The organism is Rhodococcus sp. KRD162, from assembly GCF_017168335.1.
In the GTDB taxonomy this organism is placed as follows: domain Bacteria; phylum Actinomycetota; class Actinomycetes; order Mycobacteriales; family Mycobacteriaceae; genus Rhodococcoides.
Genome location: NZ_JABFAU010000005.1, coordinates 1 through 25,952 on the forward strand (window position 1 = coordinate 1; position 25,952 = coordinate 25,952).

Sequence of the window (25,952 nt, forward strand, 5' to 3'; positions counted from 1 at the left end):
TTTGTTGTAGCTACAGCTCGAGCATGACCGTTTGACCGAATCCGATCATGATGCTGCGGGTTCCGTGGTTTTCCTGGCTGCAGTAGGCACACTCGCCGTCGACAGTGCTGCGGCTATCGATGCGAGGATTCCGAGAGTGATGTAGGCACCGGAGTAGCTGCCGGTCCAGTCCGCGAGCAGTGATCCGGCCCAGGGTGCCAGTGCCATCGTGATGACGATGGGTGCGGACATGATGCCGTTGAGGTGCCCGTACTGAGTTGGGCCCCAGCGATCGGTGATGGCAGTGGCCTGAATGAGCGTGAATATCCCGCGCGCGAGTCCGGCGCCGACCGCGACGGCAACCAATGTGATCAACGAGGTGACCACGCCAAGTGCGAGGGTGGTCAGCGCCGTGGCCGCGATGATACCCACTGTTCGTCCGCGGACCCCAGTGAAGCGTTGCAGCGGAAGGTATCCGACTCGCCCGAGGACCTGACCGAGCCCGCCGAGTGCGAGCGCGGTGGCGGCGAGGGTCGAGTCTGCGCCGTGCTCGAGCAATAGCGGCACGAGGTTGAACACGCCGGCGAACGCGACGAACGCCGCCAGACTCAGTGACGCGGTGAGTGCCAGGAACGGGCGGCTCCGCACGACATCGGCTCTGCCCATCACAGCGGGTGAGTCAAGTTGCGGGGCAGCGACGCTCGGCCAGCGTCCGCGTAGACCAAATAGATGACCCGGCACTGTGACAACAAGCAGAATTGCGGCGAGGACCAGATATGTTCGACGCCAATCACTCTGGTTCGACAACAGCGCGGTGAGCGGTGCGAAGACGGTGCTGGCCAGCCCGGCGGCGAGAGTCAGAATCATCAGCGCCCGAACGCGGTCTGTGCCCCACCACCGCGTCAGCGCGGCGAAGGCGGGCGGGTAGAGCACCGCACCCATCGCCGTCCCGGCAACAATCCAGCCGAGGTAGAACACGACCACGCTGTGCGAGGTGGCGACGACCATGAGCGCCGGGGCCGCGATAACGGATCCGGCGGTCATCACCCAACGTGGCCCGTGCCGGTCCAGGATCCGTCCCACCGGTATTCCGACCACAGCCGCGACGAGCTGGCTCAGTGAGAACGCGGCCACGATTACCGACGTCGACCAGCCGGTGTCCGTGGTGATCGCGGGGGAGAGTACGGGGAAGGCGTAGTACAGGATTCCCCAGCTGGTGATTTCGGTGAGACACAGGATCGACAGGACTCGGCGTCGCCCAGGATGCGGTGCTTCCTGCAGCGACGCCGAGTCGGTGACCTGTTCAGTCACGCGACGGTGCGCTGAGACTGATCAGCTCCGGGGCAGCAGGTACTCCGCAGCATCCGCCGCTGCCGGCTGCGTCGGCGTTCGGGTCGTCGAACAGTCCCGCTCCGCCGCAGACACCGGTATCCGGCAGGGTCAGTTCGACCTTCCGTGCGCCCTCGTGATCGCCGGCGAGTTCGGCGGCGATGCTGCGGACCTGCTCGTAGCCGGTCATGGCGAGGAATGTCGGTGCGCGGCCGTAGCTCTTCATCCCCACCAGGTAGAGACCCGGTTCGGGTTGGGTGAGTTCGACGACGCCGTGCGGTGACACCGATCCACACGAGTGCATGTTCGGATCGACCAATTCCGCTACGAACCTCGGGGCCTGCAGGGTGGGGTCGAGATCGAGGCGAACCTCGGACAGCCATGACAGGTCGGGCCGGAACCCGGTCAGTGCCACGATGCGATCGACGTTCTCGATGCGGGCACCGGTGTCGCCGACGAGGGTGAGCTGATCACCTTGCGGTGCAACGGTTTCGGTGCGGAATCCGGACACGACAGTGAGGTAGCCGTCGTCGACGGCCTTCTTCGCGCGCAGGCCCAGAGCGCCGCGGGCGGCGAGTTCGTCGGATTCGCCTCCGCCGAACACCTCGTCGGTGATACCGCGCCGCACCGCCCACGTCAGTCTCGTGCCAGGTGCCTGGGCTGCGAGCTCAGCGAAGGTGATGAGCGCGGTCAGCGCGGAGTGGCCACTGCCGGCGATGACGATGTGCTTGCCGGCGTAGTCGGAACGGATCTTCTCGTCGGCCAGGTCGGGAACCCGGTACGAGATCCGCTGGGTCGCAGTACGTTCGCCGACCGCAGGGAGTCCTTCGCTGCCCAGTGGGTTCGGTGATCCCCAGGTGCCGGAGGCGTCGACGACGGCGCGGGCCAGGATGCGTTCTTCGCTGCCGTCGCTGTGTCGGATGTGGACCGAGAGGGGTTCGGTGTCGCGTCCGGCATCGACGACGCGGTCCCGTCCCCGCCGTGCGACACCGACGACCTCGGAATCGAACCGGACCACATCACCGAGTACTGCGGCCAGTGGCGCGAGGTAACTCTCGACCCATTCGCGGCCGGTGGCGTAGCTGTCACCGTCCGGCGCGGTCCACCCTGTCGGTGCCAGCAGCCGTGCTGCGGCGGGGTCGACGACCTCGGACCAGGGTGAGAACAGGCGTACGTGATTCCATTCCGACACAGCAGCACCAGCACCGGGTCCGCGTTCGAGAACGACGACAACAGAGCCGGTTTCGGTCAGATGTGCGGCGGCGGCCAGGCCGATAGGTCCGGCGCCGATCACCACGACGGGGTATTCGGACATCTTGCACTCCCATTCATCGACGATCATCAATACTTATGAGGCGACTGTATCGATGTCCATCGATACTCGCAACCATCGACGGTCATCGATATACTTCGGTGATGACCACGATCGCGCCACTCGTCGACTCGCCCGCCGACCTTGCCCCGCTCGCCGCCGACGATGCAGCGACCTACGCTCACTGGTTCGCCTGCCTGGCCGAGCCGATGCGGGTGCGGATCCTGCACCTGGTCGCTGCGTCGGGTGCTGGGATCGCGGTCGGCAAGCTCGCCGACGCCCTCGAGATCGGGCAGCCCACGGTCTCGCACCACGTCCGCAAGCTCGCTGACGTCGGCTTCGTGACCCTCGGCAAACGAGGCACGACGACTGTCGTGTCGGTGAACCCGACGTGCTGCACCGGGCTCCCGCACGCGGCCGACGCGGTGATGGGAGTGCTCACCCCGCGCCCGTGCTGCCCTGCGGATCTGCCCGGCGACGTCACCGTCCGGGCGATGACGGGCGCCGACTGGGATGCGGTGCGCCGGATCTACGCCGAAGGAATCGCCACCGGCAACGCGACGTTCGAAACCGACGTACCTACCGCCCCGGTCCTTGACGGCAAGTGGCTTCCCGGTCATCGGTGGATCGCCGAGGTCGAAGGCCAGGTCGCCGGATGGGCGGCGTTGACTGCCGTCTCGGGGCGCGACTGCTACCGCGGTCTCGCCGAGAATTCCGTCTACGTCGGTGACGGTTTCCGTGGCCGCGGTGTCGGAAAGTCGTTGATGCACAAGCAAGTCACCGAAGCTGACGCTGCCGGGCTGTGGACGTTGCAGACCTCGATATTCCCCGAGAACCGCGCCAGTATCGCGCTGCATCATGCGTCGGGGTATCGGACCGTCGGGATCCGTGAGCGGATCGCCCAGCTCGACGGACGCTGGCGCGACACCGTCCTGCTCGAACGCCGACACGCGCAGTGACTGCCACCGACACCGGTCACGGCAGCGCCGCCGCCAGGGCTGAGATGGCCGACCGCGCGGTGCGGCCCACCCCGATCAAGGTCGCCGACGCCGTGCCGGTCCAGTCGCCGTAGCCGAGGAACACCACGGTCGGCTCTCCGCGAACGTGGTTACCATCCAACGCAATCGGCGAGTCCGGGCTCGACGGCAGGTGTAGGGGCGTCAGGTGCCGCAGCGCCGACCGGAATCCGGTGCACCACACGATGACGTCGATCTTCTCGACGTTGTCGCCGTCCTTGACACCGCCGGGGACGAGCGCGGTGAACATGCGCCGACTGTGCAGCACGCCGCGATCACGCGCTTCTTTCACGGGCGGGACCATGACGATATCGCCCAATCCGGCGACCCCACCGGAATCGTCGCCGCCGGCGGCCAGTGCGCGAGCACGATCGCTGGCGACGTCGAACAGGACTCGGCCGTCGACGTCGTCGGGGAGGAACCGGGGCTCGCGGGCGGTGAACCACACGGTGTCGGTGATGGTCGAGATTTCGGCGAGGATCTGCGCGGCCGAATTACCCCCACCGACCACAGCGACACGGCGACCCTCGAACTCGGATGGATCACGATACGTGCTGGCGTGCACCTGAATTCCGTCGAAGTCGCGCATGCCGGGATACGCCGGCCAGAAGGGCCGGGACCACGTCCCTGTGGTGTTGACGATCGCTGCGGCGTCGAGCGATCCCCGGTCGGTGTCGAGTCGGTATCCACGACTACCGTCGCGGCGGTGTACCGAGTCGACTCGGACGGGCCGGTGCACGGGCAGGTCGTACTTGTTCTCGTATGCGGTGAGGTAGTCCACGACGTGCGAGGCGGGCGGAAAGCCTGCCGGCCACGGCGGCATCGGCCACCCCGGTAGACGGGAGTACTCGGCGGGGGAGAACAGGTGCAGCGAGGGCCAGTAGTGCTGCCACGACCCACCCGGGCCGGGCTGGTCGTCGAGGATCACGAAGTCGATCTTCGCGCGGCGAAGGTAGTACCCGGCAGCGAGTGCCGCTTGGCCGCCGCCGATGACCACCACGTCGCTGGAGGTGGTGGTCATCGGTGTAGCAATGTCAGGTGGGGTCACACTGTGACGGTTCGGCGCTGAGCATCGAGCTGATGCTCACGCACCCAGGCCTGGGTTGCCATTTGCACCGCGTCCCAGGGGGAACCGAGGGGCGGGGTGTAGGACAGGTCGAGTTCGCTGACGCCGTCGACGGTCATCTCGTGGAACAGTGCGGCGGCGTAGGTGTCGACGCGCTTGGAGATCTCCGCGCTCCGCCGTCCCACCAGCTGAGCCCCGAGCAGTCGGCCGGTGACCGTGTCGCCGGTGATACGGATCGAGATCGGAGTCGCACCGGGGTAGTACGCCTTGTGATCGTCCGGAGTCGAGGTGGTCGACACCGGGATCCAGCCGGTGCCGGCGTCGCGAGCTTCGTGCTCGCGAAGTCCCGTGCGGGCGGCGACGAGATCGAAGACTTTGACCACCTGGGTGCCGAGGCTTCCCGCGAATACGGCGTCGCCGCCGAGAGCGTTCTCCCCGGCAACCCGACCCTGCTTGTGGGCGGTGGTGCCCAGCGGCAGCCACGTCGACCCGAGCAGGCGGTGGTGGGTGACCACGCAGTCACCGGCGGCGAACACGTTCGGCAGGGACGTGCGCATGCCGGCGTCGACGACGATCGCGCCCTTGTCGCCGAGCTGCGCGCCGGCATCGGCTGCGAGGGTGACATCGGGGCGGACCCCGACCACGACGAGCACCAGATCGACCGTTCGCGTAAGTGTTTCGCCCGCCGATGTTGCGGCGGTGACCGTGAGCGCGTCTCCGTCTCGGCCGATCGAGGACACGGTGGTGCCGGTGACGACCTCGACGCCGCCGCGTTCGAGTTCGGCGTGGACGAGTGAGCCAAGCCCGGGGTCGACGGTCGGGAGGACTTCGGGGAGGGCTTCGATCTGGGTGACGGCGATCCCGCGGGTGGTCAATCCTTCGGCCATCTCGAGGCCGATGTACCCGGCACCGATGATGACTGCGGTTTTCGGGTCGCGGGTAGTGATGGAGTCCATGACCTCGAACGTGTCGCCCATCGAATGCAGCAGGTGCACGCCGTCGGTCGGTCCCAGTGCGTCCGGCCCCGTCAGGCCGGCGATGGGCGGTCGGGTGCTGACTGCGCCGGTCCCGACGACCAAGGCGTCGTAGTCGAGCGAGTAGGTGCTCCCGTCCGGGCCGGTGACGGCCAGCGACTGTCCGGGGACGTCGATGGCGGTGGCGCGGGTGTCGGTGAGCACGCGCATTCCGGTGGCGGCGAGGTCGTCGGCGGTGCGGTGGGCGAGATTCGTCCAGTGCGTGACCTCACCGGAGACGTAGTAGGGGATTCCGCAGATGGAGAAGTTGGGGTAGGCGTCGGCGACGACGACGGTGACCTCGGCGGTGGGGTCGAGTTCGCGGGCGCGGAGGGCCGCGCTGATTCCGGCGTCGCTGCCGCCGATGGCGACGACTTTGCGTCCTGGCATGGCAGGTGCTCCTTCTGAGCAGAGGCGTGTGGGCGTACGACGGTGGAGCGAAAGCGTGCAGTCTGGGACGAGAGTCAGTGCTGCAGGCGTGCGGCGAGATCGTCGACGCGGGCGGCAATGTCGTCGCGGACCAGGCGCATCCGCTCGATGCCGTCGATCCCGCGTTCGGACGGCTCGTCGGTGTCCCAGTTCTCGAACCTCGGACCGTCGACCGGGTCGAGCTTTGCTTCGCTGCCGAGGGTGATGACGTAGTCCATCCGCGCCAAGAGGTCCGGGTCGATCGGTTTCGGGTGCTCACCGGAGAGGTCGACACCGACCTCGAGCAGCGACTGCGCCGAGAGCGCGTTCACTGTGCTGCCGGGTTTGGTGCCGGCCGAATGCACCTCGACGGTGGTCCCGGCTGCCTTGCGCATGAGTCCGGCGGCCATCTGCGACTTGCCGCCGTTCTTGACACACACGAACAGCACACTCGGTGTGCTCATCGACGTGACCCTGCCTGCGCGGGAACCAGTTCGGTGAGTAGATCTTCGACGCGGGACTTGATCTCGTCGCGGATCGGACGGACTGCGTCGACGCCCTTGCCGGCCGGGTCGGGCAGGGCCCAGTCCCGGTAGCTCACACCAGGAAAGACCGGGCAGGCGTCGCCGCAGCCCATGGTGATGACGACGTCGGAGGTGTCGACGGCGTCCGGGGTGAGGATCTTCGGGGACTGCGCCGAGATATCGATGCCGAGCTCGGCCATGGCCTCGACGGCCGCAGAGTTGATGGATTCCGCGGGCGCGCTGCCGGCAGAACGGACCTCGACAGAGTTGCCGCCGAGGTGGGTGAGGAATCCGGCGGCCATCTGCGAGCGGCCCGCGTTGTGGACGCAGACGAACAACACGCTGGGTAGGTCGGACATGAGATCAAGACCCCTTCGATGGGTGTGACGTTGAGTCGCCGTATGGCTGCATCAGGCCGGAACGGGCGTGGTCAGTTCGGTGAGAAGCGTGCTGACGCGGGCGTCGAGGTCGTCGCGGATGCGGCGGACCTCCTCGATGGACTTTCCGTCCGGGTCGTCGAGCTCCCAGTCCAGGTAGCGCTTGCCCGGGTAGATCGCGCAGGCGTCCCCGCAGCCCATCGATACCACCACGTCGGCGGCTGCGACGACATCGTCGGTCAGTGGTTTCGGGTAGGCATCGCCGAGGTCGAGACCCAGCTCGGTCATCGCCTCGACGACAACGGGGTTGATCTCGTGCGTCGGTGCGGATCCGGCGGAACGGACATGGACCCGGCCGGCACCGCGGTGGGTGAGCAGCGCCGCGGCCATCTGCGAGCGGCCCGCGTTGTGGACGCAGATGAACAGCACTTCGGGTACTTCCTTCGGCGCATCACCTTGCGATTGAGCGAGGGCGGTGAGTCGGTCCGCTGCGAAGCGTCCGGCCAGCATCGTCAGGTGCGTGTGAATCTTCGAGGTCCGCCGCAGCGCGGTGTAGGACTCGAAGACGTACCGCTCCACCGTCTGTGGGGAGAAGATGCCGGTGTACTTTTCCGACAGCCTCTCCGCGGTGCGGGAAAGGACCGCTTGGGGCATGAGCAGTTCGGGTTGTGCGCGGGTGTCGTCATGGGTTGCACTGTCGGACATCAGGACTCCTTTGTCGCTGCCGTCACGGACGGGCGAGGGGTGAAGCGTTTGCGTAGAGCGAGCGAGACGTAGACCAGGCCGACGAGGACTGGTACTTCGATGAGCGGGCCGACGACACCGGCGAGGGCCTGTCCGGATGTCGCGCCGTAGGTGGCGATGGCAACGGCGATGGCGAGTTCGAAGTTGTTGCCCGCGGCGGTGAATGCGAGGGTGGTGGTGCGTTCGTAGCCCAGCCCCATTGCGGCACCGAGGGCGTAGCCGCCGCCCCACATCACTGCGAAGTAGACCAGCAGCGGGAGCGCGATGCGGACCACGTCGAGGGGTTGAGAGGTGATTCGATCGCCCTGCAGCGCAAAGAGAATCACGATCGTGAACAGCAGGCCGTAGAGCGCCCACGGCCCGATCTTCGGGATGAATTTTTCCTCGTACCACTCACGGCCTTTGGCGCGTTCACCGAAGTAGCGCGAAGCGAACCCTGCTATGAGAGGGATCCCTAGGAAGATCAGCACCGATTTCGCGATCTGCCATGGCGACGCTTCGATAGTCGTCTGCTCGAGACCGAGCCAGCCGGGCAGAACCGAGAGATAGAACCAGCCGAGTACGGCGAACATGAAGACCTGGAACACCGAGTTGATGGCGACCAGGACGGCAGCGGCTTCACGGTCTCCGCAGGCGAGGTCGTTCCAAATGATGACCATCGCGATGCATCGAGCGAGGCCGACGATGATCAATCCGGTGCGGTACTCGGGCAGGTCGGGAAGGAAAAGCCACGCGAGAGCGAACATCAGAGCCGGGCCGAGGACCCAGTTCAGGACCAACGACCCGACGAGGAGGCGTTTGTCGCCGGTGACGGTGTCGAGGCGGTCGTAGCGGACCTTCGCCAGCACCGGATACATCATGATCAGCAGCCCGATGGCAATCGGCAGTGACACCCCGTCGATCGAAATCGACGACAGGGCGTCGTTCATGCCCGGAATCATGCGGCCCAGGACGAGGCCGACGACCATGGCGACGCCGATCCAGACGGGCAGGAATCGGTCGAGGGTGGAGAGCTTGCCGACCACGGCCGGGTGCTGGGAGGTGTTCGCCGAGGTGCTCATGCGGTCACCAACGCTGCATCGTCGGCAGTGGGATCCGCAGCCGACAGGACCGACGACAATTGTTGCAGCGCAGCAGGTAAGACCCAGTAATACACCCAGGTTCCGCGGCGCTCACAGTCCAGCAGACCCGCCTCTCGCAGCACTTTGAGGTGATGGGAAATCGTGGGCTGAGACAGGTCGAACGAGTCGGAGATGTCGCAGACACAGGCCTCGCCGCCGGCATGACTGGCCACCAAGCTCAACAGCCGCAGCCGGACCGGGTCACCCAGCGCTTTGAACATGCGGGCCAGGTCACCGGCCCAATCGGTGGACAGTGGTTCCCGGATCAGCGGTGAGCAACATTCACCGCTGGTCGCCGCGAGCGGCAGGCTTTGGTTCGACATACGTCTATATTGAAGTACGTCTAAGCAGAGGTCAAGTGAACAACATCTGAACGGGCAGCCGATTGCGTCATGACTTCCTCGGGAGGTGCGTGACGGCAGTGGCAACTTCGAGCTGTCGGCACAGAGAACGGTTGTCGATGGACAGGCGCTGGATGCTCGAGACAGCGAGCGTGAGGGCATCGGTGAGTTCCCGGTTTCGCTGCCGAAGTCGGATGACGTCCGAGCCGACCTGGCGACGGACGTCGGGTGTAGCCGGTACCCGGTTCGGGTCACGTAGCCGGTCGACGATGCCGGGGAAGCGCCGCCGAAATGTGGTGTTCGCAAGGCCGAGATGGCGGGCCACGGTGAGCACCGACGGTGAACGGCCGGTCTGGCGTTCGAGATGCTCGATGGCGGCGTTGACCACTGCGGCGTCGGGTTGATCGGAGTTCCGCGTCACTGCTTCGTTTCGATCGTCTGTACATGGTCGGTTGTCGGGTATGTGTGGCGGTCGAGGAAGTCGCTGAGTCGGCGTGCTCGCTCGCGTAAGCGGTGTAGCAACAGCGGCGGGAGAGCTGTTCGGGTGGCCAATTCCTGCTGCAGCGAGCGATGTTCGGTGCGTAGCGCGTCGATGTTGTCTGCGGTCAGTGCAACGTTGCCGCATTCGAGGGGTTGGCAGTGACCGAGTTGCGGTCGAGTGTTGCCACGTTGATCAGGGCGGGGTTGGCACATCGCTTTGTCGGGATCGAACACGCACAGTGCGAAGGTGCCGGGATAGATGGCGGGTTCGGATCGTTTCATCAGGCGCTTGATGCGGGTGCTGTCGGTGACGACAGCACCGGCGAATGCAGCGGCAGTGGTGAACGCGTCCAGTCTGCGGTGGGCGTGATCGCCAGCAGGACCGGTGACCGTGTGGGGATGGTCGGTGGCAATGCTCATCAAGTCTTCACCGCGAGCGAGAGCTTGTTCGGCTTCGACCTCGGCGCGAAAACCCGAATCCGAGGTGCCTGCGTAGCCCTCGAACATCTGAATGCTCAGGTGGCGGTAGGCGATGGCACCGGCGATCGACCCTCCAGGGCGGCGAGCAATGAACCATGCCAGCGTCCTGCGGAACTGGCGCGTACTCAGAACCCACTGTTGTCCGTTCACCAATGGAATCGACTCCGTAAGAGCGTGTTCGGCGCAGTAGGTGTTGACCCAACCGATGAAATCCTTCAGTTGACCGGAGGTGGTTTTGGTGGTCAAGACTCCGACCGTTGCGTCGTTTCTGGGTTGGACGTTTTCGGAGCCGGGCGGGTGCGAGAACAGCAGATCCTGGCCGGGTGGATGCATTCTCTCGAGGACCGCGATCGCCCTGGCGGCGGGAGCCCCGACGGTCCACTCTGCGGCGACTCCGCGAGGATCGGTTTCGCCTTTGAACGCCAGTCCGTTCAGTGTCCAGCGGTAGGCGGTGCCGCTGGTATCGCGTGCGGTGCTCAGGCAACCGCGGCGTAGGTGTTTGATCTCGGCGTCCCGCATCCCGGAGAGGAACGCGATGACGATGTAGCAGGCGATGTGCAACATTCGTTGCAGATGCAGGTATCCGCTGGTGGAGTGCTGGTGCGCGATGCCCTCTATCCACGGACGGCCGTGAAGTCGGCCCTCGATGGCGAGAGGTATCCAGGTGTGTTCGGTGACTCCGACTCGCGCCGCGCAGGCAAATAGCCGTGTGCGGATTGCTGGGTTGGTGTCGAGGCCGTGTCTGCTGGTGCCGATCTCGGCGGCGATCTGTCGTAAGTTCGGGCGGCCTTGATGTCCGGGGAGCGGTTCGTCGTCGGCCTCGTGTTGCGCGAGGTAGTTCTCGAGCGCTTCGGCGGCACCGCTGTTGCGCCCGTACCGTCCGTTGGTGCGTCTGGACCGGTGGTTGTCTCGGTGTGCGGTGGCGGTGAGGATGTCGCCGGAGAAGTCGTCGACGAAGCGGATCGCCCAGGTGATCAGCGGGCCGAGGACGGGCTCGGGGATGCGGCCGGTGGCGTTCTCGGTGGTGCTGGATTTGGACATGGTCCAACCGTCGATGCGGCGCGGATCGAAGGTCAGCGTGTCGGTCAGGCAGGTGCGGTAGCGCCAGAGCATGCATACCGCTCGTCGGGAGTTCTCGCGCGATCCGACTCCGACGGGCAAAGTCATCAGGTAGTGGTGGTAGTCGAGGACGTCGGCCGCGGTGAGCGAACTCAATGCTGGCATCTGCTCTCGATCAGAGTGTGCCGGTGTGCGTTCGGCGAGCCAGTGCAGGAACTTGCGCAGTTCGATGAAGGTGCCGCGGATCCCGACGGCAGACTGCCGCCGTTCGCCTGCGGGTAAAGGACCTGACAGCATCGCCAGGCATAGTTCTTTGGCCGGTAGACGGTAGCGGTCGGCGAGAGTGTCGAAGGAGACGACCAGCGATCGAACATGTGCTTGTGCAACAGCAGGTTCCAATCGCCAGACGTCATCGCGGAATTGCGACGTGTCCGTGAGCGAGTAGCCAGAGCGAAGCCACAGGCCGGTCAGGACACGGTGCTCACCGAGCACCGGATCGCCCTGCACCGGATCGGACAGCGGGTCGTCAGCCGGTACCGGGGCGACGATGATGGGGCTGTTCATGGGTGCTCCCAGGGATCTTCGGCGAGTTCGAGGAGACACTCGGGTGCCTCGGTTTTTGCCGAGTCGAGTTGTGCGGCGGTGAACTTCGGGTAGATGTCGTGGTGGATCGCGGTCCAGGTCGGACCGTAGCGCGTCCACCAGGTCTGCTCGTCGAGTTCGGTGCGTCGCGTGGACAAGGTCGACGTCAGTGCGGTGATAGCGGGTAGATGCGCCGTGGTGACGACGCAGTTGCCGCAGTGGAAGCAGTCCAGGAACGACACCCGTCGACACGCACGGCCGGTGACAGGGTGAGCGGAGGAGTCGGCGCATGCTGTCCAGGCACCCTCCTCGCCTGCAGTCGTTTCATCGGCGGCGGTGTCGACGCGCACCTCGAGTTCCGTCACGCCATGTTCGGCCAGGACGTGGGTATGTGCGGCCAGGGCCGCTGATTCCGCATCACGGAGAGCCTCGGACATCGTCTGGCGCGCCCACTCTTTGGCGGTGGGATCACCGCGAAGGTAGTGGCTGAACAGCACTTCGACACTGTTCGATCGGGCAGCCGAGGGGAGATGTCCACCGACCGATCGAGTACGGCGCACCTCGACACTGGTGCGAACGCGGCGCATGTCCAGCCCCAGCGGTGCGGTGTGTCCGGCTGTGTCGGCGTCGGTGTGTAGTTCTCGCAGTCTGCTCCATTTCGCGAAGGTGAATCGGCCGGCGAGGGATTGCGCGAACGGGTTGTGATGTTCGGCGACGGTTCCACGATCATGGTTGGTGTTGCGCCACGACGACCAGAGTGCGGCCGTATCGCTCAGTGCCCGTCCATGTTCCATGAGGCGGTGCAGCAGCAGGTACAGACCGCCCGGGGTGTGCAGTTCTCGGTGCGATGGTCCGATCTCCCAGGTCACGGTGTCGTGCCATCGGTTCGGGCCGTTGCGTCGTTTGCTCAACCGGACTTCTACCGCTCGGTTTCCGACGATCCGGTGCTCAGCGGGTAGTTCCTTGAGGGCTTCGACGTTGCGGCCGGTGACTGCAACGAACAAGGTCAGCAGTGGTGCGAGATCGTCGCGCGTGACGAACAGCTGGCCCGCCCAGGCTGTGCGGCGGTGGCGGTGTGCGACGATTCGTCCGCCGGTCACCGGGACGATGCCGGTGGCCGCCATACGCGAGACCATGTGCTCGAACTCCGTCGACGGTTCCACACCTGACGCAGCCATAGCCGTGAGGGCGTCGTTGCCCGCGGTGATGCGGCTACGAATTTCCGCGACGTCGGTACGAGCGGCATCGAGGATGCGTGCGAACTCTCCGTCGGAATACCCGGTCAGAGAAGTGAACGTCCCCTTGCCCGCCGGGGTGCTGAGATGGTCGAGCACCTCGGCATCGAGATGGTTCGCCAGCGGAGGCAGCCGAAGAAGCAGGCGGAGCTCACTGAGCTCGGCTGTGCACGTGGCGACTGTTCGCGGTGTGTCGACTCTGGTGAGGAACCCCTCGACGTGCGCCACGGTCAAATCAGCCGGTGAGGCGGGGCTGTTGTCGAGACTTTCGAGGAAGCGCAGTAACCGTGCGACGGACGAGAACACCGTCGTTGCCGAACTGTGGGTCCGTCTGTCACCGGCAGGACCTATGCGCAGCGCCAAGGCTTCCGCCACCGGCTCGTGCCAGCTCGGCATTGCAAGGACTTCGACGTCGAACGTTTCGGTGCGTCCGTCGTCGCCGTGGAAGTCGACGACCAGAGACGGCACCGAGGAAGCAACGGACGGTGGGCGATAGTTTCCGGGCGTAGGGAGTGGGGCATGCTTCCCGGGGTGGGTTCGCGCTTCGGTCACAGCACAACACCGGCCGCCGCGACAGTCATTGGGTCGTCGGCACTGGCCGGATCCGGGGTGGGGATTTCCCAATCATCCGGCACAAGCGCCATTCTCGTCTCCATCTCGAGTTCGGCGAGCGCGTGGAGGTAGATCTGTGTGGTCACCACGGATCGATGTCCGAGTCGGCGGCGTACCCAGTCCAGCGGGTCGCCGAAGATGCGGGTGTAGTGCCCGCGCTGCTCCGGTTCCAGCGCGCCGAGGGCAGCGATGTGTCCGCGTTGGAGCTGTTCGAGGGTGATGACGGCGAACGTGTGACGGAGCATGTGAGCGTGGGCAGACAGTGGGACACCGGCACGCTGGCAGCGGGTGTTGGCATCGGCGAACATCTTCTTCCACGCGGCCACTGACAGCGGCATACCGTGCTCGCCGAGCCAGAACGCGGCGGGTTCGAGACCGCCGGGGCGCGCGATCAACAAACGTTGTCGCTCCGCCCAATTGAGCTCCGAGACTTTCACGGTCCGCTTCAGTGCGGCACCTGTGACGTGCGTGGCGATCGCACGTTCGGGATCTTCCACGACCAGAGGGTGTCGGATCCGCTCGTATCGTTGCTTTTCTTGGGCTGCAGCGATGACGTCGGCTCGGTCGAAGGCGCTGTAAGTAGCCAGGTCACGTACGAGGGATGCCGGAACGTAGACCCACCGTGCGGAGCGGCCTTTTGCGATCGCACCGGGAAGCCAAAACCGCTGGTAACCAGTCGGAGTCGTATCGATGTGTGGAAGTTCCAGCACGGTGAGTGCGGACTGTTCCGAGATCCGAAGTCCTGTCCGGACCATCACGTCGCAGTAGGTCGCGTTACGCCCCGACCACCGGCCACGGAAACCCTCTCGCGGCATCCCGGAGCTGTCGAACCCGCGGACACCGACCTCGCGCCACCTGCGATAGTCGGCAAGGGGAAGCCATTGGATGCGGTCCCGGCCGCCGTCGTGACTGTAGGTCGCTGGGCGGAGCTCATCGGATCGCCGCGAGACCGCGTACCCGGTGTGTGCGGGCGCGGGCCGTCGCCAGGTCTGGGGGATCGGATTGATTCGTACGTGGCCGGCGGTGTGTGCCCAACGGTAGAACCTGTTCACTGCCGCCACTTCACGGTTCCACGTGTTGCCGGACACGCGCGGGCCGTCGGGATCGTGTCGACGCCAATGCAGGTACGAGAGGTGATCACTGTCGGTGATATCACGCCAATGATGTTTGCGGTCAATGTGGTTGACGAAAGTGAGGAAGCTCGCGAGGTCGCGTGCATATCCAATCTGGGTTGTCGTGGCCATGGTGACCATCGCTGTGGTGCGGAAGAAATCGTTCAGGTCCGTGTCGTAGTCGAAAGCGGGCGAGAGCAAGAACGGTGTGCCCGGAGTCTGGCAAGTTGCTCTGAGCCAGTCGGCCCAGTCGTCGGGGAGGGTTACGCCGTTGGGAGTAAGTGTGGAACGGGGCTTGGGAAGCTCTGCGGCAGTAGTGCGAACATGCCATCGGCTGCGTGTCATCGACGCACATCATCCGGTCACTGACCGAGTATGCACAAGCTTTGGCGGACCCACCGACATCGACTCCCTCACCTTCGGCTGCGACATGCACCACGCACTCGTCGGCACCGGCCCCGGCACATGGGCCACCACCAAAACCACCGCGAGCCACCGCTACCCGGGCCGCACCCTCTGGCACCCACCCACCGACATCGACCCCCAACGTCGCGGGCTGATCAACCACACACACCACCCCGAAGAAGTACTGCACCCACCCGACCACCACAACCACCACAACAACAACACCGGGGACACCGGGGACACCGGGGACACCGGCGACGAAGAACCACGACAACCCGCATGACCCACACACCAGCAGGTAGGCATGGCACAGCCATGCCTGCTGCACACACCTGCCTGCTGCACACACCTGCGCCTGCGCGATCCGCGATGAAGTCGGCCGGAGGTGACGACGCACCCCGGTGAACCTGGCGACCCAGGCACGAGTCTGCACATCCAACAGGGAAACGGTGTGTTTACCGAGCCAGTTCGGTAAACACACCGACGCCTGAAGACACCGACGCCCGAGGACACTGCCGCCTGAGGACACTGCCGACTATGCACAGCCGACGACTGCGGTCAGGAACAGAACCAGCCCTACGGTCGCGGCAACAGTGGCGAATTTCAGCTTTTCATGTCGCTGACATCGGAGAAATCGACTGAACCTCAACGGAATTCGTGTTCATGCGTTCAGTCGGCCGAGTTACTGTCGCCGCTCGAAAGCTGTCAGGCCAGGCCCCGTAGTCGGTCGATCTCCCGTCGATCACGCTTGGTCGGTCTTCCTGCTCCTCGATCGCGTCTCGGTACCGAGGCCACCACCTCTTTGGGCGGCGGCGGCGGACTCTTGTCGATCATGCACTCGGGAACGACCGCTGCGCCGACACGTTTGGTGATCGCCCGCACGACGACGACGATCTTCTCGAGCCCGTCGACTCGGAGCCTGATCTCGTCGTCCGGCCCGATGCGCTGGCCGGGTTTGGCGGGCGTCCCGTTGACGCGGACGTGGCCGCCGCGGCAGGCAGCGGCTGCTGCCGAACGTGTCTTGAACAACCGCACCGCCCAGATCCAGCTGTCCAGGCGGGCACTCTGCAATTCCATTTCGACCGATTCCCTCACATTGCGAGGCTCGACTACATGTCCAGTCCGAGGTCGAGCACTGTCACCGAGTGTGTCAGACCGCCCACCGCGAGGAAGTCCACGCCCGTTCGTGCGTAGTCTCGCGCCACGTCGACGGTCAGCCCACCGGAGGATTCCAGCTTGGTCTTCGGAGCGAGCTTGTCTCGGCGCTGCACCGCCATCTGCGTCTGCCACAGCGCGAAGTTGTCCAGCAGAACCAGTTCGACGTCTTCGGCGAGCACCTGATCGAGTTGCTCGAGGCTGTCCACCTCCACTTCGCAGGCAATACTCGGAGCCGCGGCTCGCACCGCATCGAGCGCTGCGACAACCGATCCGGCTGCCGCCACGTGATTGTCCTTGATCAGTGCTGCGTCGCCCAAGCCCATTCGATGATTCACACCTCCGCCGGCACGCACCGCGTACTTCTGCAGCGAACGCAATCCCGGCAACGTCTTTCGACTGTCCCTGATCTTGCACTCGGTATCGGCCACCTCGGCAACCCACGCGGCAGTTGCAGTCGCGATCCCCGACAGGTGGCACACGATGTTGAGCATGGTGCGCTCGGCCGTGAGCAGCCCCCGAGTCGGTGCCTCGACCGTCAGAACGGTGTGCCCAGGTTCGACGGTGGATCCGTCCTCGATGCGATGCGCGATGGAATATCCCGTCGCACCGATCACTTCGTCGAGCACCAGCAGGCCCACATCGAGGCCGGCGACCGTGCCGAACTGACGCGATACCACCGAGGCCGTTGCCACGGCATCTTGCGGAACCGTTGCCACAGTGGTGATGTCGGGTCCGTAGCGCAGATCCTCGTCGAGCGCAGTCCGGATCAGGGCAAGCACCTCGGCGCGATCGACGCCCGGGCTCACCTCGTTCGACGTATCAATCATGTCATCGTGCTCCCGTCATCACGTCGTCGTTCACTATCTCGAGACGGCCGTCCGAACCTCGTTCGATATGCAGGCTACGGCGTTGCGCGGGATCACTGTCCGGGAAATCACGTCGGGTGTGGCACCCTCTGCTTTCACGACGGTGAGCGGCGGCGAGCACGACGACCTCCGCTGCAGCGGTCAACGCCGCGTCCTCCACGGCACGCGGATCGACCGGCGGTTCGGACACAACGCCCTGAGCCAGCACGCGACGCGCCTCGTCCAGTCCTGCGGCGTCCCGAACCACACCGACTTCGGCAGTCATGGTGCGTTGCAATACGGCTCGGTCGATGCGGCGATAAGTGGGCAGGGCGATATCGGAGACCTCCACGGCGTGTCCCTTCCGTTCGGCGGAAACGAGGGCCGCACGTTCGCCGACCACCAGTCCCTCGAGCAGGCTGTTCGATGCCAGCCTGTTCCCGCCGTGCAGACCCGTACGAGCCGCTTCGCCGGCGGCGAACAATCCCGGAACCGTTGTGCGACCGAATGTGTCGGTCACGATCCCACCGCAGGAGTAGTGCGCTGCCGGTGCCACCGGAATCAGGTCCTTCGCCGGATCGATACCGGCCTCGAGGCAGGAGGCGGTCACGGTGGGGAACCGCTCGCGCACTCCCTCGACTCCACGAGCATCGAGCAGTACGTGCTCGGCCCCGCTGACGTGCAACAGTTCGGCGATGGCCCGTGACACGACATCACGTGGGGCCAGATCGCCGAGCGGGTGTACGTCAGCCATGAATGCGCGACCGGTCACATCGAGGAGTCGGCCACCCTCACCTCGCACCGCCTCGCTGATCAACGGGCGACGGCCTGTCGAACCGGCTGCGAACAAGACGGTCGGATGGAACTGAACGAATTCGAGATCGGCAACACGGGCACCGGCATCGAGGGCGAGCGCGATCCCGTCGGCCGTCGCACCCGCGGGGTTGGTACTGCACGAGAACAGCTGCCCCAGCCCACCGGTCGCGAGCAATACCGTCGAGCAACGAACGACCCCTACGCCCTCGGGACCGCGGACCAGCAGCCCCGCCACCTCACCGTCCGTCGTCAACACGCGCAGCGCCGTCGTGTCGAAGTGCACCGCAGGCACCACAGCGTCGAGAGTCCGTTGAACCTCGGCACCGGTGGCATCGCCGCCCGCGTGGACGATTCGACGCACACTGTGCCCGCCCTCCCTGGTCCGCGCGGGTGATCCGTCCGGTCCGAGATCGAACGCAGCGCCTGCGGCCTCGAGCGAGGCCATCGCGGCGCGCCCACCCGACACGATGGACCGCACCGCGGCCTCGTCGCACAGTTCTGCGCCTGCGGCACACGTGTCGGCCACGTGCGATTCGATCGAATCTTCCAGATCTGGTCCGACTACCGCGATTCCGCCCTGTGCGTACTGCGTCGCAGTGTCGATGGAGCTGCCCTTGCTGATGGTCAGTACACGCATCCCGCGCGCTGCGGCAGTACGAGCGGCGGTGAGCCCGGCGATTCCGCCACCGACGACGACGAGATCGGTTTCGGTCTCCCAGTCGACCGACGGATTCACTCGCCGCCGCCGGGGGTACCGATCTCGATCATCCGTTGCACCGACTTGCTGGCGATGTTCGCGGTCTCGAGATCGACATGCACCTCGTCGCGTCCTTCGACGAGGCAACGAAGCAGTGCCGCCGGGGTGATCATTTTCATGTATCCACACGACGCACGATCGTTGACGGCGAGGAAGTCGACCTCGGGTGCTGCCCTGCGCAGCTGGTGGAGCATGCCGATCTCGGTGGCGACCAGGACCTGCTTGGATGCAGTGCCGCGGGCGGCGTCGAGCATGCCTCCGGTGGAGAGGATCTTGACCTTCTCAGCGGGGACGAACCCCTCCCCTGCGAGGTACAGAGCCGATGTGGCGCAACCGCATTCGGGGTGCACATACAGCTCCGCGTCAGGATGAGTACGCGACTTCTCGGCCAGCTCGTCGCCGTTGATACCGGCGTGCACATGGCATTCTCCGGCCCAGATGTGCAGGTTCTCGCGCCCGGTGATGCGCTTGACGTGCGCACCGAGGAACTGATCCGGCAGGAACAGGATGTCCCGGTTCGGGTCGATGGACTGCACCACCTCGACCGCATTGGACGAGGTGCAGCAGATATCGGTCAGGGCTTTGATCTCGGCGGTGGTGTTGACGTACGAGACGACGACGGCTTCGGGGAAATCGGCCTTCCATTCGCGGAGCTGGCCCGCGGTGATGGAATCGGCGAGCGAGCATCCGGCACGCTGGTCCGGGATGAGGACCGTTTTGCTCGGGCTCAGAATCTTGGCCGTCTCGGCCATGAAGTGGACACCGCAGAACACGATCGTCTCTTCCGATACCTCGGCGGCGATACGAGAGAGCGCGAGGGAGTCACCGACGTGATCGGCGACGTCCTGAATCGCCGGCAGCTGATAGTTGTGCGCGAGCAGCGTCGCACCGCGCAGATCGGCGAGCCGTCGAACCTCCGCGGCCCATTCCGGCGTCGCCTCGACTCCCCCGTAGCCACCGGCTCCGTCGACGATGTCGCGAACACCGGCGAAGTTCGACTCGAGATTGTTCACCCGGGTAGCGCTGCTGGTCATGACGGTTCTCCTTCACCGATCATCCGGTCGTCCGTGACCGAATTTCCTCCGAGGAAGTTTTCGACTTATGATCGAAAACATGATTCATCGTAGCACCGTCCACGAAGTCCTCATTGCGGTGTTCCAAGTTCGGGCATTTTCCGACCCGGACGCCCCCGAACTGGGCGTGCTGCTCTGGCAACGCGCGCTCGACCCGGAGGCGGGAACCTGGTCACTTCCCGGCGGTGCGCTACGCGACGACGAGAACCTCGCCACCTCGGCACGTCGCCAACTGGCCGAGAAGGTCGACGTACGGACGGTTGCGCACCTCGAACAACTGTCCGTGTTCAGCGATCCGGATCGGGTTCCTGGAGATCGACGGATTGCGTCGACGTTCCTCGGCCTGGTGCCGATATCGGCAGAGCCCACGCTGCCTGCCGACACGATGTGGCATCCGGTCTCGGCACTGCCCGCGATGTCGTTCGATCACGGAACCGTCGTCGCTCATGCGCGACATCGACTTGCCGCGAAACTGTCCTATACCAACATCGGATTCGCCCTGGCACCGGTCGAATTCGCGATCTCGACGCTGCGGGAGATCTACGGCGCAGCCCTCGGCTATCAGGTCGACGCGACCAACTTGCAACGAGTCCTCGGCCGTCGCGGCGTCATCGAGCCCACCGGACGACGAGCACCGTCGGGCAAAGCCGGTGGCCGTCCACCGGCACTGTTTCGCTTTGCCGACAACAGCATTCGCGTCACCGACGAGTTCGCTGCCCTACGGCCGCCGCAAGCATGAGCGGCGATGTGATCACTCACCCACACGTGAGTCGAACGACGGTGGCGGCGGGGTAGCGTCGACGTCCTCCGGATCGGGGTCGGGGTACTGCAGATTGTCGTTGGGATTCATGGCGGCCAGCAGCAGGACAACCAGCGAGGCCGTCAGCGCCTGCACTATCAGCACCAACGGGGTGTCGATGGCAGGTGCCACCGATACGATCGATCCGATCGCCGGATCATCCGCCTTCGGAAAGCGCAGGGCGGCAATGCCGTTGCCTACCAGGAATGCCGCGAGGGAACCGGCGAGCGCGCCGACGAGCACAGCGACGAACAGCCTCGGTCCGCGCTCGGACTTCCACAGCCAACACACAATCGGAACGATCACACCGAGCCCGAACGACGCGAACGCGAACAATGCGAGGGCATCGAAACGGTGCAGACTCTCTCCGGTCAGCGCCGCACCACGATCCTGTGCCACCACGAGCAGTTGCTGCGCCGGAGCAAGGAAGCCCCACATAATGCCGCACAGCGCGGACAGGACCACCGATATCCCGACGACCACGGCCAGAACCCGAGCGGTGCTCGCACGCGACGGGCTCTCGTGCAGTTCGGACATGACCACCTAGCGCCTGCCTGTCGCGGTCGAATCGATCAGGCCGTGCCGCGAGCACACCGACGTCCAACCATCGGGAACGATCTGCACCACCATCCTGCGGCCGCATCGAGCGCAGAACCTCGGGGGCTCGAGCCCGAGGCGAACGGCGACCGTCAGCGAATTCTCGGCCACCTGGGTCGATGACTCGATCCGCACACCGGTGTGTGGGTCGTAGTGGATCTCGCTCGTCATTCCACCCACCCTAATACGCCCATCAGATCGTGGAGTTGAGCGCTTTGATCGGCATCTGCAGTTCGCCGAGCAGATCGAGATCCTGCTCTGCCGGACGGCCGAGTGTCGTGAGGTAGTTGCCGACGATCACTGCATTGATACCGCCGAGCATCCCCTGCTGCGCCCCCAGATCACCGAGGGTGATCTCGCGACCTCCAGCGAAGCGCAGAATCGTCCGCGGCAGCGCCAGCCGAAAGGCGGCCACGGCACGCAGCGCATCGGAGGCCGGAAGTACGTCCAGGTCTCCGAACGGGGTGCCCGGCCTCGGGTTCAGAAAGTTCAGGGGCACTTCGTCGGGTTCGAGCGCAGTGAGGTCGGCCGCGAACTCGGCCCGTTGCTCGAGGGTCTCCCCCATGCCGAGAATCCCGCCACAACAGACCTCCATGCCTGCCTGCCGAACCATGCGCAGAGTCTCCCACCGCTCCTCCCAGGTATGGGTGGTCACCACATTCGGAAAATACGATCGGGAGGTCTCGAGGTTGTGGTTGTAGCGGTGCACGCCCATGGCCGCGAGCTGGTCCACCTGTTCCTGAGTGAGCATGCCCAGCGAGCACGCGATGTCGATGTCCACCTCTTGCCTGATGGCTTCGATTCCCGCGGCGACCTGCGCGAGCAGCCGGTCGTCGGGTCCGCGCACTGCGGCGACGATGCAGAATTCCGTCGCTCCGGTCTTGGCAGTCTGCTTGGCTGCTTCGACCAGCGCTGCGATATCGAGCCAGGCGGATCGAACCGGAGATGCGAAAAGCCCTGATTGCGAACAGAAGTGGCAGTCCTCGGGGCATCCGCCGGTCTTGAGGCTGACGATCCCCTCCACCTCGACTTCCGGCCCGCACCACCGCATACGAACTTCGTGTGCCAGCTGCATCGTTTCTTCCAGACGGTCGTCATCGAGCTCGAGCACCTCGAGAACCTGAGACCGATCGAGTGCGATGCCCTCGCCGAGCACCTGTTCACGCGCCGCGCACAAAATATCCATACCGGTCCCCTCGTCGTCGAACCCATTATTGAACGCTGTTCAAGTTGAACGGTGTTCACGTTAGGCAACGCGCTCGACTACTGTCAAAGTGAACACGTCGAAGAACCAGGAGGAAGCAGTGCAGCTACGCAGGCAGGACGTCCTCGACGGTGCCATCGCCATCCTCGACGAGTACGGCCTCGCCGACCTGACGATGCGCCGCCTGGCTACCTTGCTGCACGTGCAACCAGGGGCGCTGTACTGGCACTTCCCCAACAAGCAGACTTTGCTGGGCGCGATGGCCGATCACCTGCTCTCCGGTGCCGATGCACCGTCCACGGAGGAGTCCTGGGATGCGCAGATCGGCCAGATCGCACACCGGGTGCGCGACGCCCTGCTCTCACGTCGAGACGGCGCCGAACTCGTCGCTGCAACCTACGCCTCGCGACTGACCACCAACCACATTCGCGAGCGTCTGGCCGCGGTCTGCATTCGCGCAGGACTACCGCGGCGCGAATCGGAGTTGACCGCCGACACCTTGCTGTATTACATCCTGGGCCAGACGGTGGACGAGCAGGCACGACTTCAGATGGACTCCGCAGGAGCCCTGACCGAGGACGCGTCGCCGATGTTCGACAGTCCCGATCCCACCAGCCGATTCGACTTCGGACTGAAACTCTTCCTCGACGGAATTCGCCACTCGACTGCCGACCGCATCCGCCGATAGGTCATCGACAGATCAGGACTCGGCGAAGACGATCCGTTCGCTTCCGTTGTCCAATGTCATGGTGCCGTCCTTGCGGGACCACTGCGGCTTCGAAGTCAGAAACGCAGACAGCCACCCGTCCTGGTCCAACAACGCCTGGGGACACGCAACGCGCGTCGAACCCAGCGACTCGACGGTCAGCCGGCCCTGTGAGGTGTCCACGGTGCCGAACAGCCTGTTGCACCCGGCCTCTGCCGAGATTCGGTTGTCGGCGAATTCGAGCCTGACGGTCGTTCCCTCGACCGGCGTATACGAATCGGGCGCATCGATGGACGTGTAGGTCTTGTCGGCGGGGAATTCACCGTACGACTGGGTACACCCACCGGCGATCACACTCGCGCCGAACGCGAGAGCAATCAGTGCACGGCCCGCGTCAGCCACCGAAAATCGGCCCCAGGCCGGCGGCACCGGCATTTCCGCGAGACGCGAACGGGTTGTCGTGCACCATGTACGTCCAGGTCGACGTCGGCCGACGCAAGCCTTCTCGATCGAGATCGATACCGTCGGAGGTGATGTCGGCAGTTTCGAATGTCGCGTGCGAGAGTTCCATCGCCTTGGACGACACCGTCTTGAACGCCTCGACCGCGATGCGGTGATACTCGTCGAGCGGGTTCTCTCGACCCAGCGCCCGGAGGTGAATGCTCTCCCGAACATCGGCGAGGTGGGCGAGGTAGTCCGACCACGATCGATCGAGGTGATAGAGCACAATCCGGCGTGCGACATCGGCCAGCGTCTCCTCGGGCACCGTCTCCCGGAGCTCTTCCGCGCGACTCGGCGAATGCGCCTCGAGCAAAGTCAACGCCTCGTCCGAGTTGAGCAACGTGGCCCGGCTGCGATCGAGAATCTCGCGATGCTGGGCGGTGAGCTGGTTGTAACGCCAAGTACGAGAATGGATCTCGAGCATCTGCCCCTCGGCAATGCGCTGTGCATGGTCGACGCGTTCGGCAGCCACCGAGGAGGTGAACCGGCCATTGTCGTCGATCCCTTTGGGAGCGTCCTTGTCGCCGATGTTGTTCTTGACGACGTCGTCCTCCCAACTACCGAAGAACACCGAGCGGCCAGGGTCGCCCTGCCTGCCTGCGCGTCCACGTAGCTGATTGTCCAGGCGCTCGGTGGTGTGGCGACCGGTGCCGAGAACGTACAGCCCACCGAGCTCGGCAACCCGCTCGCGATCTGCTCCGTCGGGACCGCCGAGCTTGATATCGGTTCCCCGGCCTGCGATCTGCGTCGACACCGTCACTGCACCGTATGCACCGGCTGCGGCGATGACTGCGGCTTCCTCTGCGTCGTTCTTGGCGTTGAGCACCACTACGCTCACACCGCTCGCATCGAGCGTCTCGGCCAGCGCCTCGGACTCCGCAACATCGTGGGTTCCGATGAGAATCGGCTGACCGGTCTCGTGAATTTGTTTCACCTGCTGCGCAATTGCCGCGTTCTTGTGCTCGGTCGTGTCGTACACCCGGTCGCTCTCGTCGACACGAACCGTGGGCACGTTGGGCTCGATCACCGAGACACCGAGGCTGTAGAAGGTACGCAGTTGCTCCCCCGCCGCCATCGCCGTTCCGGTCATTCCGCACACCGTTGCGTACCGATTGATCAACGCCTGCACGGTGATCGTGTCGAGAATCTCGCCGGTCTCGGTGGGCTCGATTCCCTCCTTGATCTCTACCGCCGCCTGCAACCCGTCGGGCCAGCGTTGCAGCTCTGCCACCCGCCCACGGGAGGCGTTGATCAGCTGAACCCGCCCATCGCGGACGATGTAGTCGACATCGCGCTGCACCAGAACCTGGGCATGCAGAGCAACGTTGACGGCGACCAATGTCGTTCCGACGTGATGCTCGGAGTACAGGTCGATGCCGCCGAGATCCTTCTCGATCTGCAGCGCTCCCTCGTCGGTGAGGAAGACATTGCGCCCCTCGGCATCGGTGTCGTAGTGAACGCCCTTGTCCAACAATCGAACCGCATCCATCACCGTCGACGTCGAGACGTCACCCGAGACCGAACCCGCCAACACCAGTGGTACGAGCGCCTCGTCGACCAGAACGGAGTCGGCCTCGTCGATCAGCGCCACATCAGGTGCTGGTGAGACCAGGTCTTTTCGGTCGTTCACCAAATGATCACGTAGAACATCGAATCCGACCTCGTTGACCGAGACATACGTGATGTCGCACGCATAGGCTGCGCGGCGCTCGACCGCGCTCGACGCCTCGCTGATGAATCCGACACTCATTCCGAGCGCATCGAACAACGGCTTCATCCACTGTGCGTCGCGTTGCGCGAGAAAGTCGTTGACCGAAATCACGTGCACCGTACGCCCGGACAACACATATCCCACGGCAGCAACGGCACCGGCCAACGTCTTGCCCTCGCCGGTTGCCATTTCCACCACATCGCCGGCGAGCAACCGCACGGCACCGTGCAGTTGCACATCGAAGGGCCGTAGCTTCAGGGCACGATCGCTCGCCTCGCGCGTCAACGCCAGATACCGCGGAACGTCGAGACGCTCGACATCGTCCACACGAAGCGCAGTCGCCTCTGTCGCCAACTCGCTCTCGGGCAGATCAGCTGCCCACTGGGCATGCTCCTGGGCTCGGTCGACGCGTCGACGCGAGGTGCTCTGCGCCTTCTGCGCGGAGCGGCCGAGTACGCGCCAGAATCGGTCGGAGCCCAAAGCCATCTGTAATCCCTACCTGAGAAAGAAAACCCGTTCTCACCCACAGTACCGAGTACGACTTCTACCGTCGCTGACAACGGAGTGCGTATCGGCAGCGGAATCGGGGT

Annotated in this window: 26 protein-coding genes; 4 read left to right on the forward strand and 22 right to left on the reverse strand. The window is 64.9% G+C overall.

Annotation, left to right across the window (positions count from 1 at the left end):
• Positions 1-45 precede the first annotated feature (45 nt).
• A complete protein-coding gene (locus tag J1M87_RS08325; RefSeq protein ID WP_206489112.1) occupies positions 46-1,290 on the reverse strand; it encodes an MFS transporter in 1,245 nt (414 codons plus the stop codon).
• Positions 1,283-2,623, reverse strand: coding sequence for an NAD(P)-binding domain-containing protein (locus J1M87_RS08330; protein ID WP_094662178.1), 1,341 nt, complete (start codon positions 2,621-2,623; stop codon positions 1,283-1,285). Before J1M87_RS08330 ends, J1M87_RS08325 begins: the two co-directional genes overlap by 8 nt.
• Before the next feature lie 101 nt (positions 2,624-2,724).
• Between J1M87_RS08330 and J1M87_RS08335 the strand changes: the two genes are divergently transcribed.
• Positions 2,725-3,579 carry a metalloregulator ArsR/SmtB family transcription factor gene (locus J1M87_RS08335; protein WP_094661930.1) on the forward strand — a complete coding sequence of 285 codons (855 nt, stop codon included), beginning with the start codon at positions 2,725-2,727 and terminating at the stop codon, positions 3,577-3,579.
• Between the two features lie 16 nt (positions 3,580-3,595).
• Here J1M87_RS08335 and J1M87_RS08340 read toward each other — a convergent pair whose 3' ends face one another.
• The 11 genes from J1M87_RS08340 to J1M87_RS08390 all read right to left on the reverse strand — a co-directional run bounded on the left by J1M87_RS08340 (position 3,596) and on the right by J1M87_RS08390 (position 15,135).
• Positions 3,596-4,657: an ArsO family NAD(P)H-dependent flavin-containing monooxygenase gene (locus J1M87_RS08340; RefSeq protein ID WP_094661932.1), complete on the reverse strand. Its 1,062-nt coding sequence runs from the start codon at positions 4,655-4,657 to the stop codon at positions 3,596-3,598.
• Between the two features lie 23 nt (positions 4,658-4,680).
• Positions 4,681-6,105: an FAD-dependent oxidoreductase gene (locus J1M87_RS08345; RefSeq protein WP_094661934.1), complete on the reverse strand. Its 1,425-nt coding sequence runs from the start codon at positions 6,103-6,105 to the stop codon at positions 4,681-4,683.
• Positions 6,106-6,179: 74 nt separating this feature from the next.
• Positions 6,180-6,587 (reverse strand): low molecular weight phosphatase family protein, encoded by a 408-nt coding sequence (locus J1M87_RS08350; protein ID WP_094661936.1) that lies wholly within the window; start codon positions 6,585-6,587, stop codon positions 6,180-6,182.
• Complete coding sequence (locus J1M87_RS08355; protein WP_094661938.1) at positions 6,584-7,006, reverse strand: arsenate reductase ArsC; 423 nt, start codon at positions 7,004-7,006, stop codon at positions 6,584-6,586. Before J1M87_RS08355 ends, J1M87_RS08350 begins: the two co-directional genes overlap by 4 nt.
• A gap of 51 nt (positions 7,007-7,057) precedes the next feature.
• Positions 7,058-7,729, reverse strand: coding sequence for an arsenate reductase ArsC (locus tag J1M87_RS08360; RefSeq protein WP_094661940.1), 672 nt, complete (start codon positions 7,727-7,729; stop codon positions 7,058-7,060).
• Positions 7,729-8,829 carry an ACR3 family arsenite efflux transporter gene (gene arsB / locus J1M87_RS08365; RefSeq protein ID WP_094661942.1) on the reverse strand — a complete coding sequence of 367 codons (1,101 nt, stop codon included), beginning with the start codon at positions 8,827-8,829 and terminating at the stop codon, positions 7,729-7,731. Before arsB ends, J1M87_RS08360 begins: the two co-directional genes overlap by 1 nt.
• The gene (locus tag J1M87_RS08370) at positions 8,826-9,212 is read right to left on the reverse strand and encodes a helix-turn-helix transcriptional regulator (RefSeq protein WP_094661944.1); all 387 of its coding nucleotides are present in this window, start codon (positions 9,210-9,212) and stop codon (positions 8,826-8,828) included. Before J1M87_RS08370 ends, arsB begins: the two co-directional genes overlap by 4 nt.
• 67 nt (positions 9,213-9,279) lie before the next feature.
• Entirely contained in the window at positions 9,280-9,651 is a 372-nt protein-coding gene (locus tag J1M87_RS08375) for a hypothetical protein (RefSeq protein WP_094661946.1), read from the reverse strand.
• Positions 9,648-11,813 carry a hypothetical protein gene (locus tag J1M87_RS08380; protein ID WP_094661948.1) on the reverse strand — a complete coding sequence of 722 codons (2,166 nt, stop codon included), beginning with the start codon at positions 11,811-11,813 and terminating at the stop codon, positions 9,648-9,650. Before J1M87_RS08380 ends, J1M87_RS08375 begins: the two co-directional genes overlap by 4 nt.
• Positions 11,810-13,618, reverse strand: coding sequence for a hypothetical protein (locus J1M87_RS08385; protein ID WP_206489113.1), 1,809 nt, complete (start codon positions 13,616-13,618; stop codon positions 11,810-11,812). The genes J1M87_RS08380 and J1M87_RS08385 overlap by 4 nt, the downstream gene beginning before the upstream one ends.
• Positions 13,615-15,135 carry a site-specific integrase gene (locus tag J1M87_RS08390; RefSeq protein ID WP_094661952.1) on the reverse strand — a complete coding sequence of 507 codons (1,521 nt, stop codon included), beginning with the start codon at positions 15,133-15,135 and terminating at the stop codon, positions 13,615-13,617. The genes J1M87_RS08385 and J1M87_RS08390 overlap by 4 nt, the downstream gene beginning before the upstream one ends.
• Positions 15,136-15,220: 85 nt before the next feature.
• On the opposite strand from J1M87_RS08390, the gene J1M87_RS08395 reads away from it, so the two are divergent.
• Entirely contained in the window at positions 15,221-15,478 is a 258-nt protein-coding gene (locus J1M87_RS08395; protein WP_241256610.1) for a hypothetical protein, read from the forward strand.
• A 422-nt stretch (positions 15,479-15,900) separates the two neighbouring features.
• On the opposite strand, the gene J1M87_RS08400 is transcribed toward J1M87_RS08395, so the two are convergent.
• From J1M87_RS08400 to nadA, 4 genes are read right to left on the reverse strand one after another with little or no spacing between them, the layout of a single operon-like run.
• Positions 15,901-16,272: an RNA-binding S4 domain-containing protein gene (locus J1M87_RS08400; protein ID WP_206489114.1), complete on the reverse strand. Its 372-nt coding sequence runs from the start codon at positions 16,270-16,272 to the stop codon at positions 15,901-15,903.
• A gap of 32 nt (positions 16,273-16,304) precedes the next feature.
• Positions 16,305-17,180 (reverse strand): carboxylating nicotinate-nucleotide diphosphorylase, encoded by an 876-nt coding sequence (nadC, locus tag J1M87_RS08405; protein ID WP_206489115.1) that lies wholly within the window; start codon positions 17,178-17,180, stop codon positions 16,305-16,307.
• A gap of 1 nt (position 17,181) precedes the next feature.
• Positions 17,182-18,750, reverse strand: coding sequence for an L-aspartate oxidase (locus tag J1M87_RS08410; protein WP_206489116.1), 1,569 nt, complete (start codon positions 18,748-18,750; stop codon positions 17,182-17,184).
• Positions 18,747-19,805 carry a quinolinate synthase NadA gene (nadA, locus tag J1M87_RS08415; RefSeq protein WP_206489117.1) on the reverse strand — a complete coding sequence of 353 codons (1,059 nt, stop codon included), beginning with the start codon at positions 19,803-19,805 and terminating at the stop codon, positions 18,747-18,749. The genes J1M87_RS08410 and nadA overlap by 4 nt, the downstream gene beginning before the upstream one ends.
• Before the next feature lie 79 nt (positions 19,806-19,884).
• Between nadA and J1M87_RS08420 the strand changes: the two genes are divergently transcribed.
• Positions 19,885-20,583, forward strand: a complete 699-nt coding sequence (locus tag J1M87_RS08420) for an NUDIX domain-containing protein (protein WP_206489118.1) — start codon at positions 19,885-19,887, stop codon at positions 20,581-20,583.
• A gap of 12 nt (positions 20,584-20,595) precedes the next feature.
• On the opposite strand, the gene J1M87_RS08425 is transcribed toward J1M87_RS08420, so the two are convergent.
• From J1M87_RS08425 to bioB, 3 genes are read right to left on the reverse strand one after another with little or no spacing between them, the layout of a single operon-like run.
• The gene (locus J1M87_RS08425) at positions 20,596-21,180 is read right to left on the reverse strand and encodes a DUF2567 domain-containing protein (protein ID WP_241256611.1); all 585 of its coding nucleotides are present in this window, start codon (positions 21,178-21,180) and stop codon (positions 20,596-20,598) included.
• 6 nt (positions 21,181-21,186) lie between these two features.
• Positions 21,187-21,411 carry a hypothetical protein gene (locus J1M87_RS08430; protein WP_206489120.1) on the reverse strand — a complete coding sequence of 75 codons (225 nt, stop codon included), beginning with the start codon at positions 21,409-21,411 and terminating at the stop codon, positions 21,187-21,189.
• A 22-nt stretch (positions 21,412-21,433) separates the two neighbouring features.
• Positions 21,434-22,426, reverse strand: coding sequence for a biotin synthase BioB (bioB, locus tag J1M87_RS08435; protein ID WP_206489121.1), 993 nt, complete (start codon positions 22,424-22,426; stop codon positions 21,434-21,436).
• A gap of 118 nt (positions 22,427-22,544) precedes the next feature.
• On the opposite strand from bioB, the gene J1M87_RS08440 reads away from it, so the two are divergent.
• Positions 22,545-23,132 (forward strand): TetR/AcrR family transcriptional regulator C-terminal domain-containing protein, encoded by a 588-nt coding sequence (locus J1M87_RS08440; protein WP_206489607.1) that lies wholly within the window; start codon positions 22,545-22,547, stop codon positions 23,130-23,132.
• Positions 23,133-23,144: 12 nt separating this feature from the next.
• On the opposite strand, the gene J1M87_RS08445 is transcribed toward J1M87_RS08440, so the two are convergent.
• Both J1M87_RS08445 and secA2 read right to left on the reverse strand, forming a co-directional pair.
• Positions 23,145-23,552: an META domain-containing protein gene (locus J1M87_RS08445; protein WP_206489122.1), complete on the reverse strand. Its 408-nt coding sequence runs from the start codon at positions 23,550-23,552 to the stop codon at positions 23,145-23,147.
• Positions 23,545-25,848 (reverse strand): accessory Sec system translocase SecA2, encoded by a 2,304-nt coding sequence (gene secA2, locus J1M87_RS08450; RefSeq protein WP_206489123.1) that lies wholly within the window; start codon positions 25,846-25,848, stop codon positions 23,545-23,547. The genes J1M87_RS08445 and secA2 overlap by 8 nt, the downstream gene beginning before the upstream one ends.
• Positions 25,849-25,952 lie beyond the last annotated feature (104 nt).

Bases quoted from the DNA above. Each gene is read 5' to 3' on its own strand.
- J1M87_RS08370 (WP_094661944.1), bottom strand. From the start codon at position 9,212: ATGTCGAACCAAAGCCTGCCGCTCGCGGCGACCAGCGGTGAATGTTGC.
- J1M87_RS08395 (WP_241256610.1), top strand. From the start codon at position 15,221: ATGCACCACGCACTCGTCGGCACCGGCCCCGGCACATGGGCCACCACC.
- J1M87_RS08330 (WP_094662178.1), bottom strand. From the start codon at position 2,623: ATGTCCGAATACCCCGTCGTGGTGATCGGCGCCGGACCTATCGGCCTG.
- J1M87_RS08425 (WP_241256611.1), bottom strand. From the start codon at position 21,180: ATGTCCGAACTGCACGAGAGCCCGTCGCGTGCGAGCACCGCTCGGGTT.
- J1M87_RS08400 (WP_206489114.1), bottom strand. From the start codon at position 16,272: ATGGAATTGCAGAGTGCCCGCCTGGACAGCTGGATCTGGGCGGTGCGG.
- nadC (WP_206489115.1), bottom strand. From the start codon at position 17,180: ATGATTGATACGTCGAACGAGGTGAGCCCGGGCGTCGATCGCGCCGAG.
- J1M87_RS08355 (WP_094661938.1), bottom strand. From the start codon at position 7,006: ATGTCCGACCTACCCAGCGTGTTGTTCGTCTGCGTCCACAACGCGGGC.
- J1M87_RS08430 (WP_206489120.1), bottom strand. From the start codon at position 21,411: ATGACGAGCGAGATCCACTACGACCCACACACCGGTGTGCGGATCGAG.
- J1M87_RS08390 (WP_094661952.1), bottom strand. From the start codon at position 15,135: ATGACACGCAGCCGATGGCATGTTCGCACTACTGCCGCAGAGCTTCCC.
- J1M87_RS08345 (WP_094661934.1), bottom strand. From the start codon at position 6,105: ATGCCAGGACGCAAAGTCGTCGCCATCGGCGGCAGCGACGCCGGAATC.
- bioB (WP_206489121.1), bottom strand. From the start codon at position 22,426: ATGGATATTTTGTGCGCGGCGCGTGAACAGGTGCTCGGCGAGGGCATC.
- nadA (WP_206489117.1), bottom strand. From the start codon at position 19,805: ATGACCAGCAGCGCTACCCGGGTGAACAATCTCGAGTCGAACTTCGCC.
- arsB (WP_094661942.1), bottom strand. From the start codon at position 8,829: ATGAGCACCTCGGCGAACACCTCCCAGCACCCGGCCGTGGTCGGCAAG.
- J1M87_RS08360 (WP_094661940.1), bottom strand. From the start codon at position 7,729: ATGTCCGACAGTGCAACCCATGACGACACCCGCGCACAACCCGAACTG.
- J1M87_RS08380 (WP_094661948.1), bottom strand. From the start codon at position 11,813: ATGAACAGCCCCATCATCGTCGCCCCGGTACCGGCTGACGACCCGCTG.
- J1M87_RS08335 (WP_094661930.1), top strand. From the start codon at position 2,725: ATGACCACGATCGCGCCACTCGTCGACTCGCCCGCCGACCTTGCCCCG.
- J1M87_RS08340 (WP_094661932.1), bottom strand. From the start codon at position 4,657: ATGACCACCACCTCCAGCGACGTGGTGGTCATCGGCGGCGGCCAAGCG.
- secA2 (WP_206489123.1), bottom strand. From the start codon at position 25,848: ATGGCTTTGGGCTCCGACCGATTCTGGCGCGTACTCGGCCGCTCCGCG.
- J1M87_RS08420 (WP_206489118.1), top strand. From the start codon at position 19,885: ATGATTCATCGTAGCACCGTCCACGAAGTCCTCATTGCGGTGTTCCAA.
- J1M87_RS08350 (WP_094661936.1), bottom strand. From the start codon at position 6,587: ATGAGCACACCGAGTGTGCTGTTCGTGTGTGTCAAGAACGGCGGCAAG.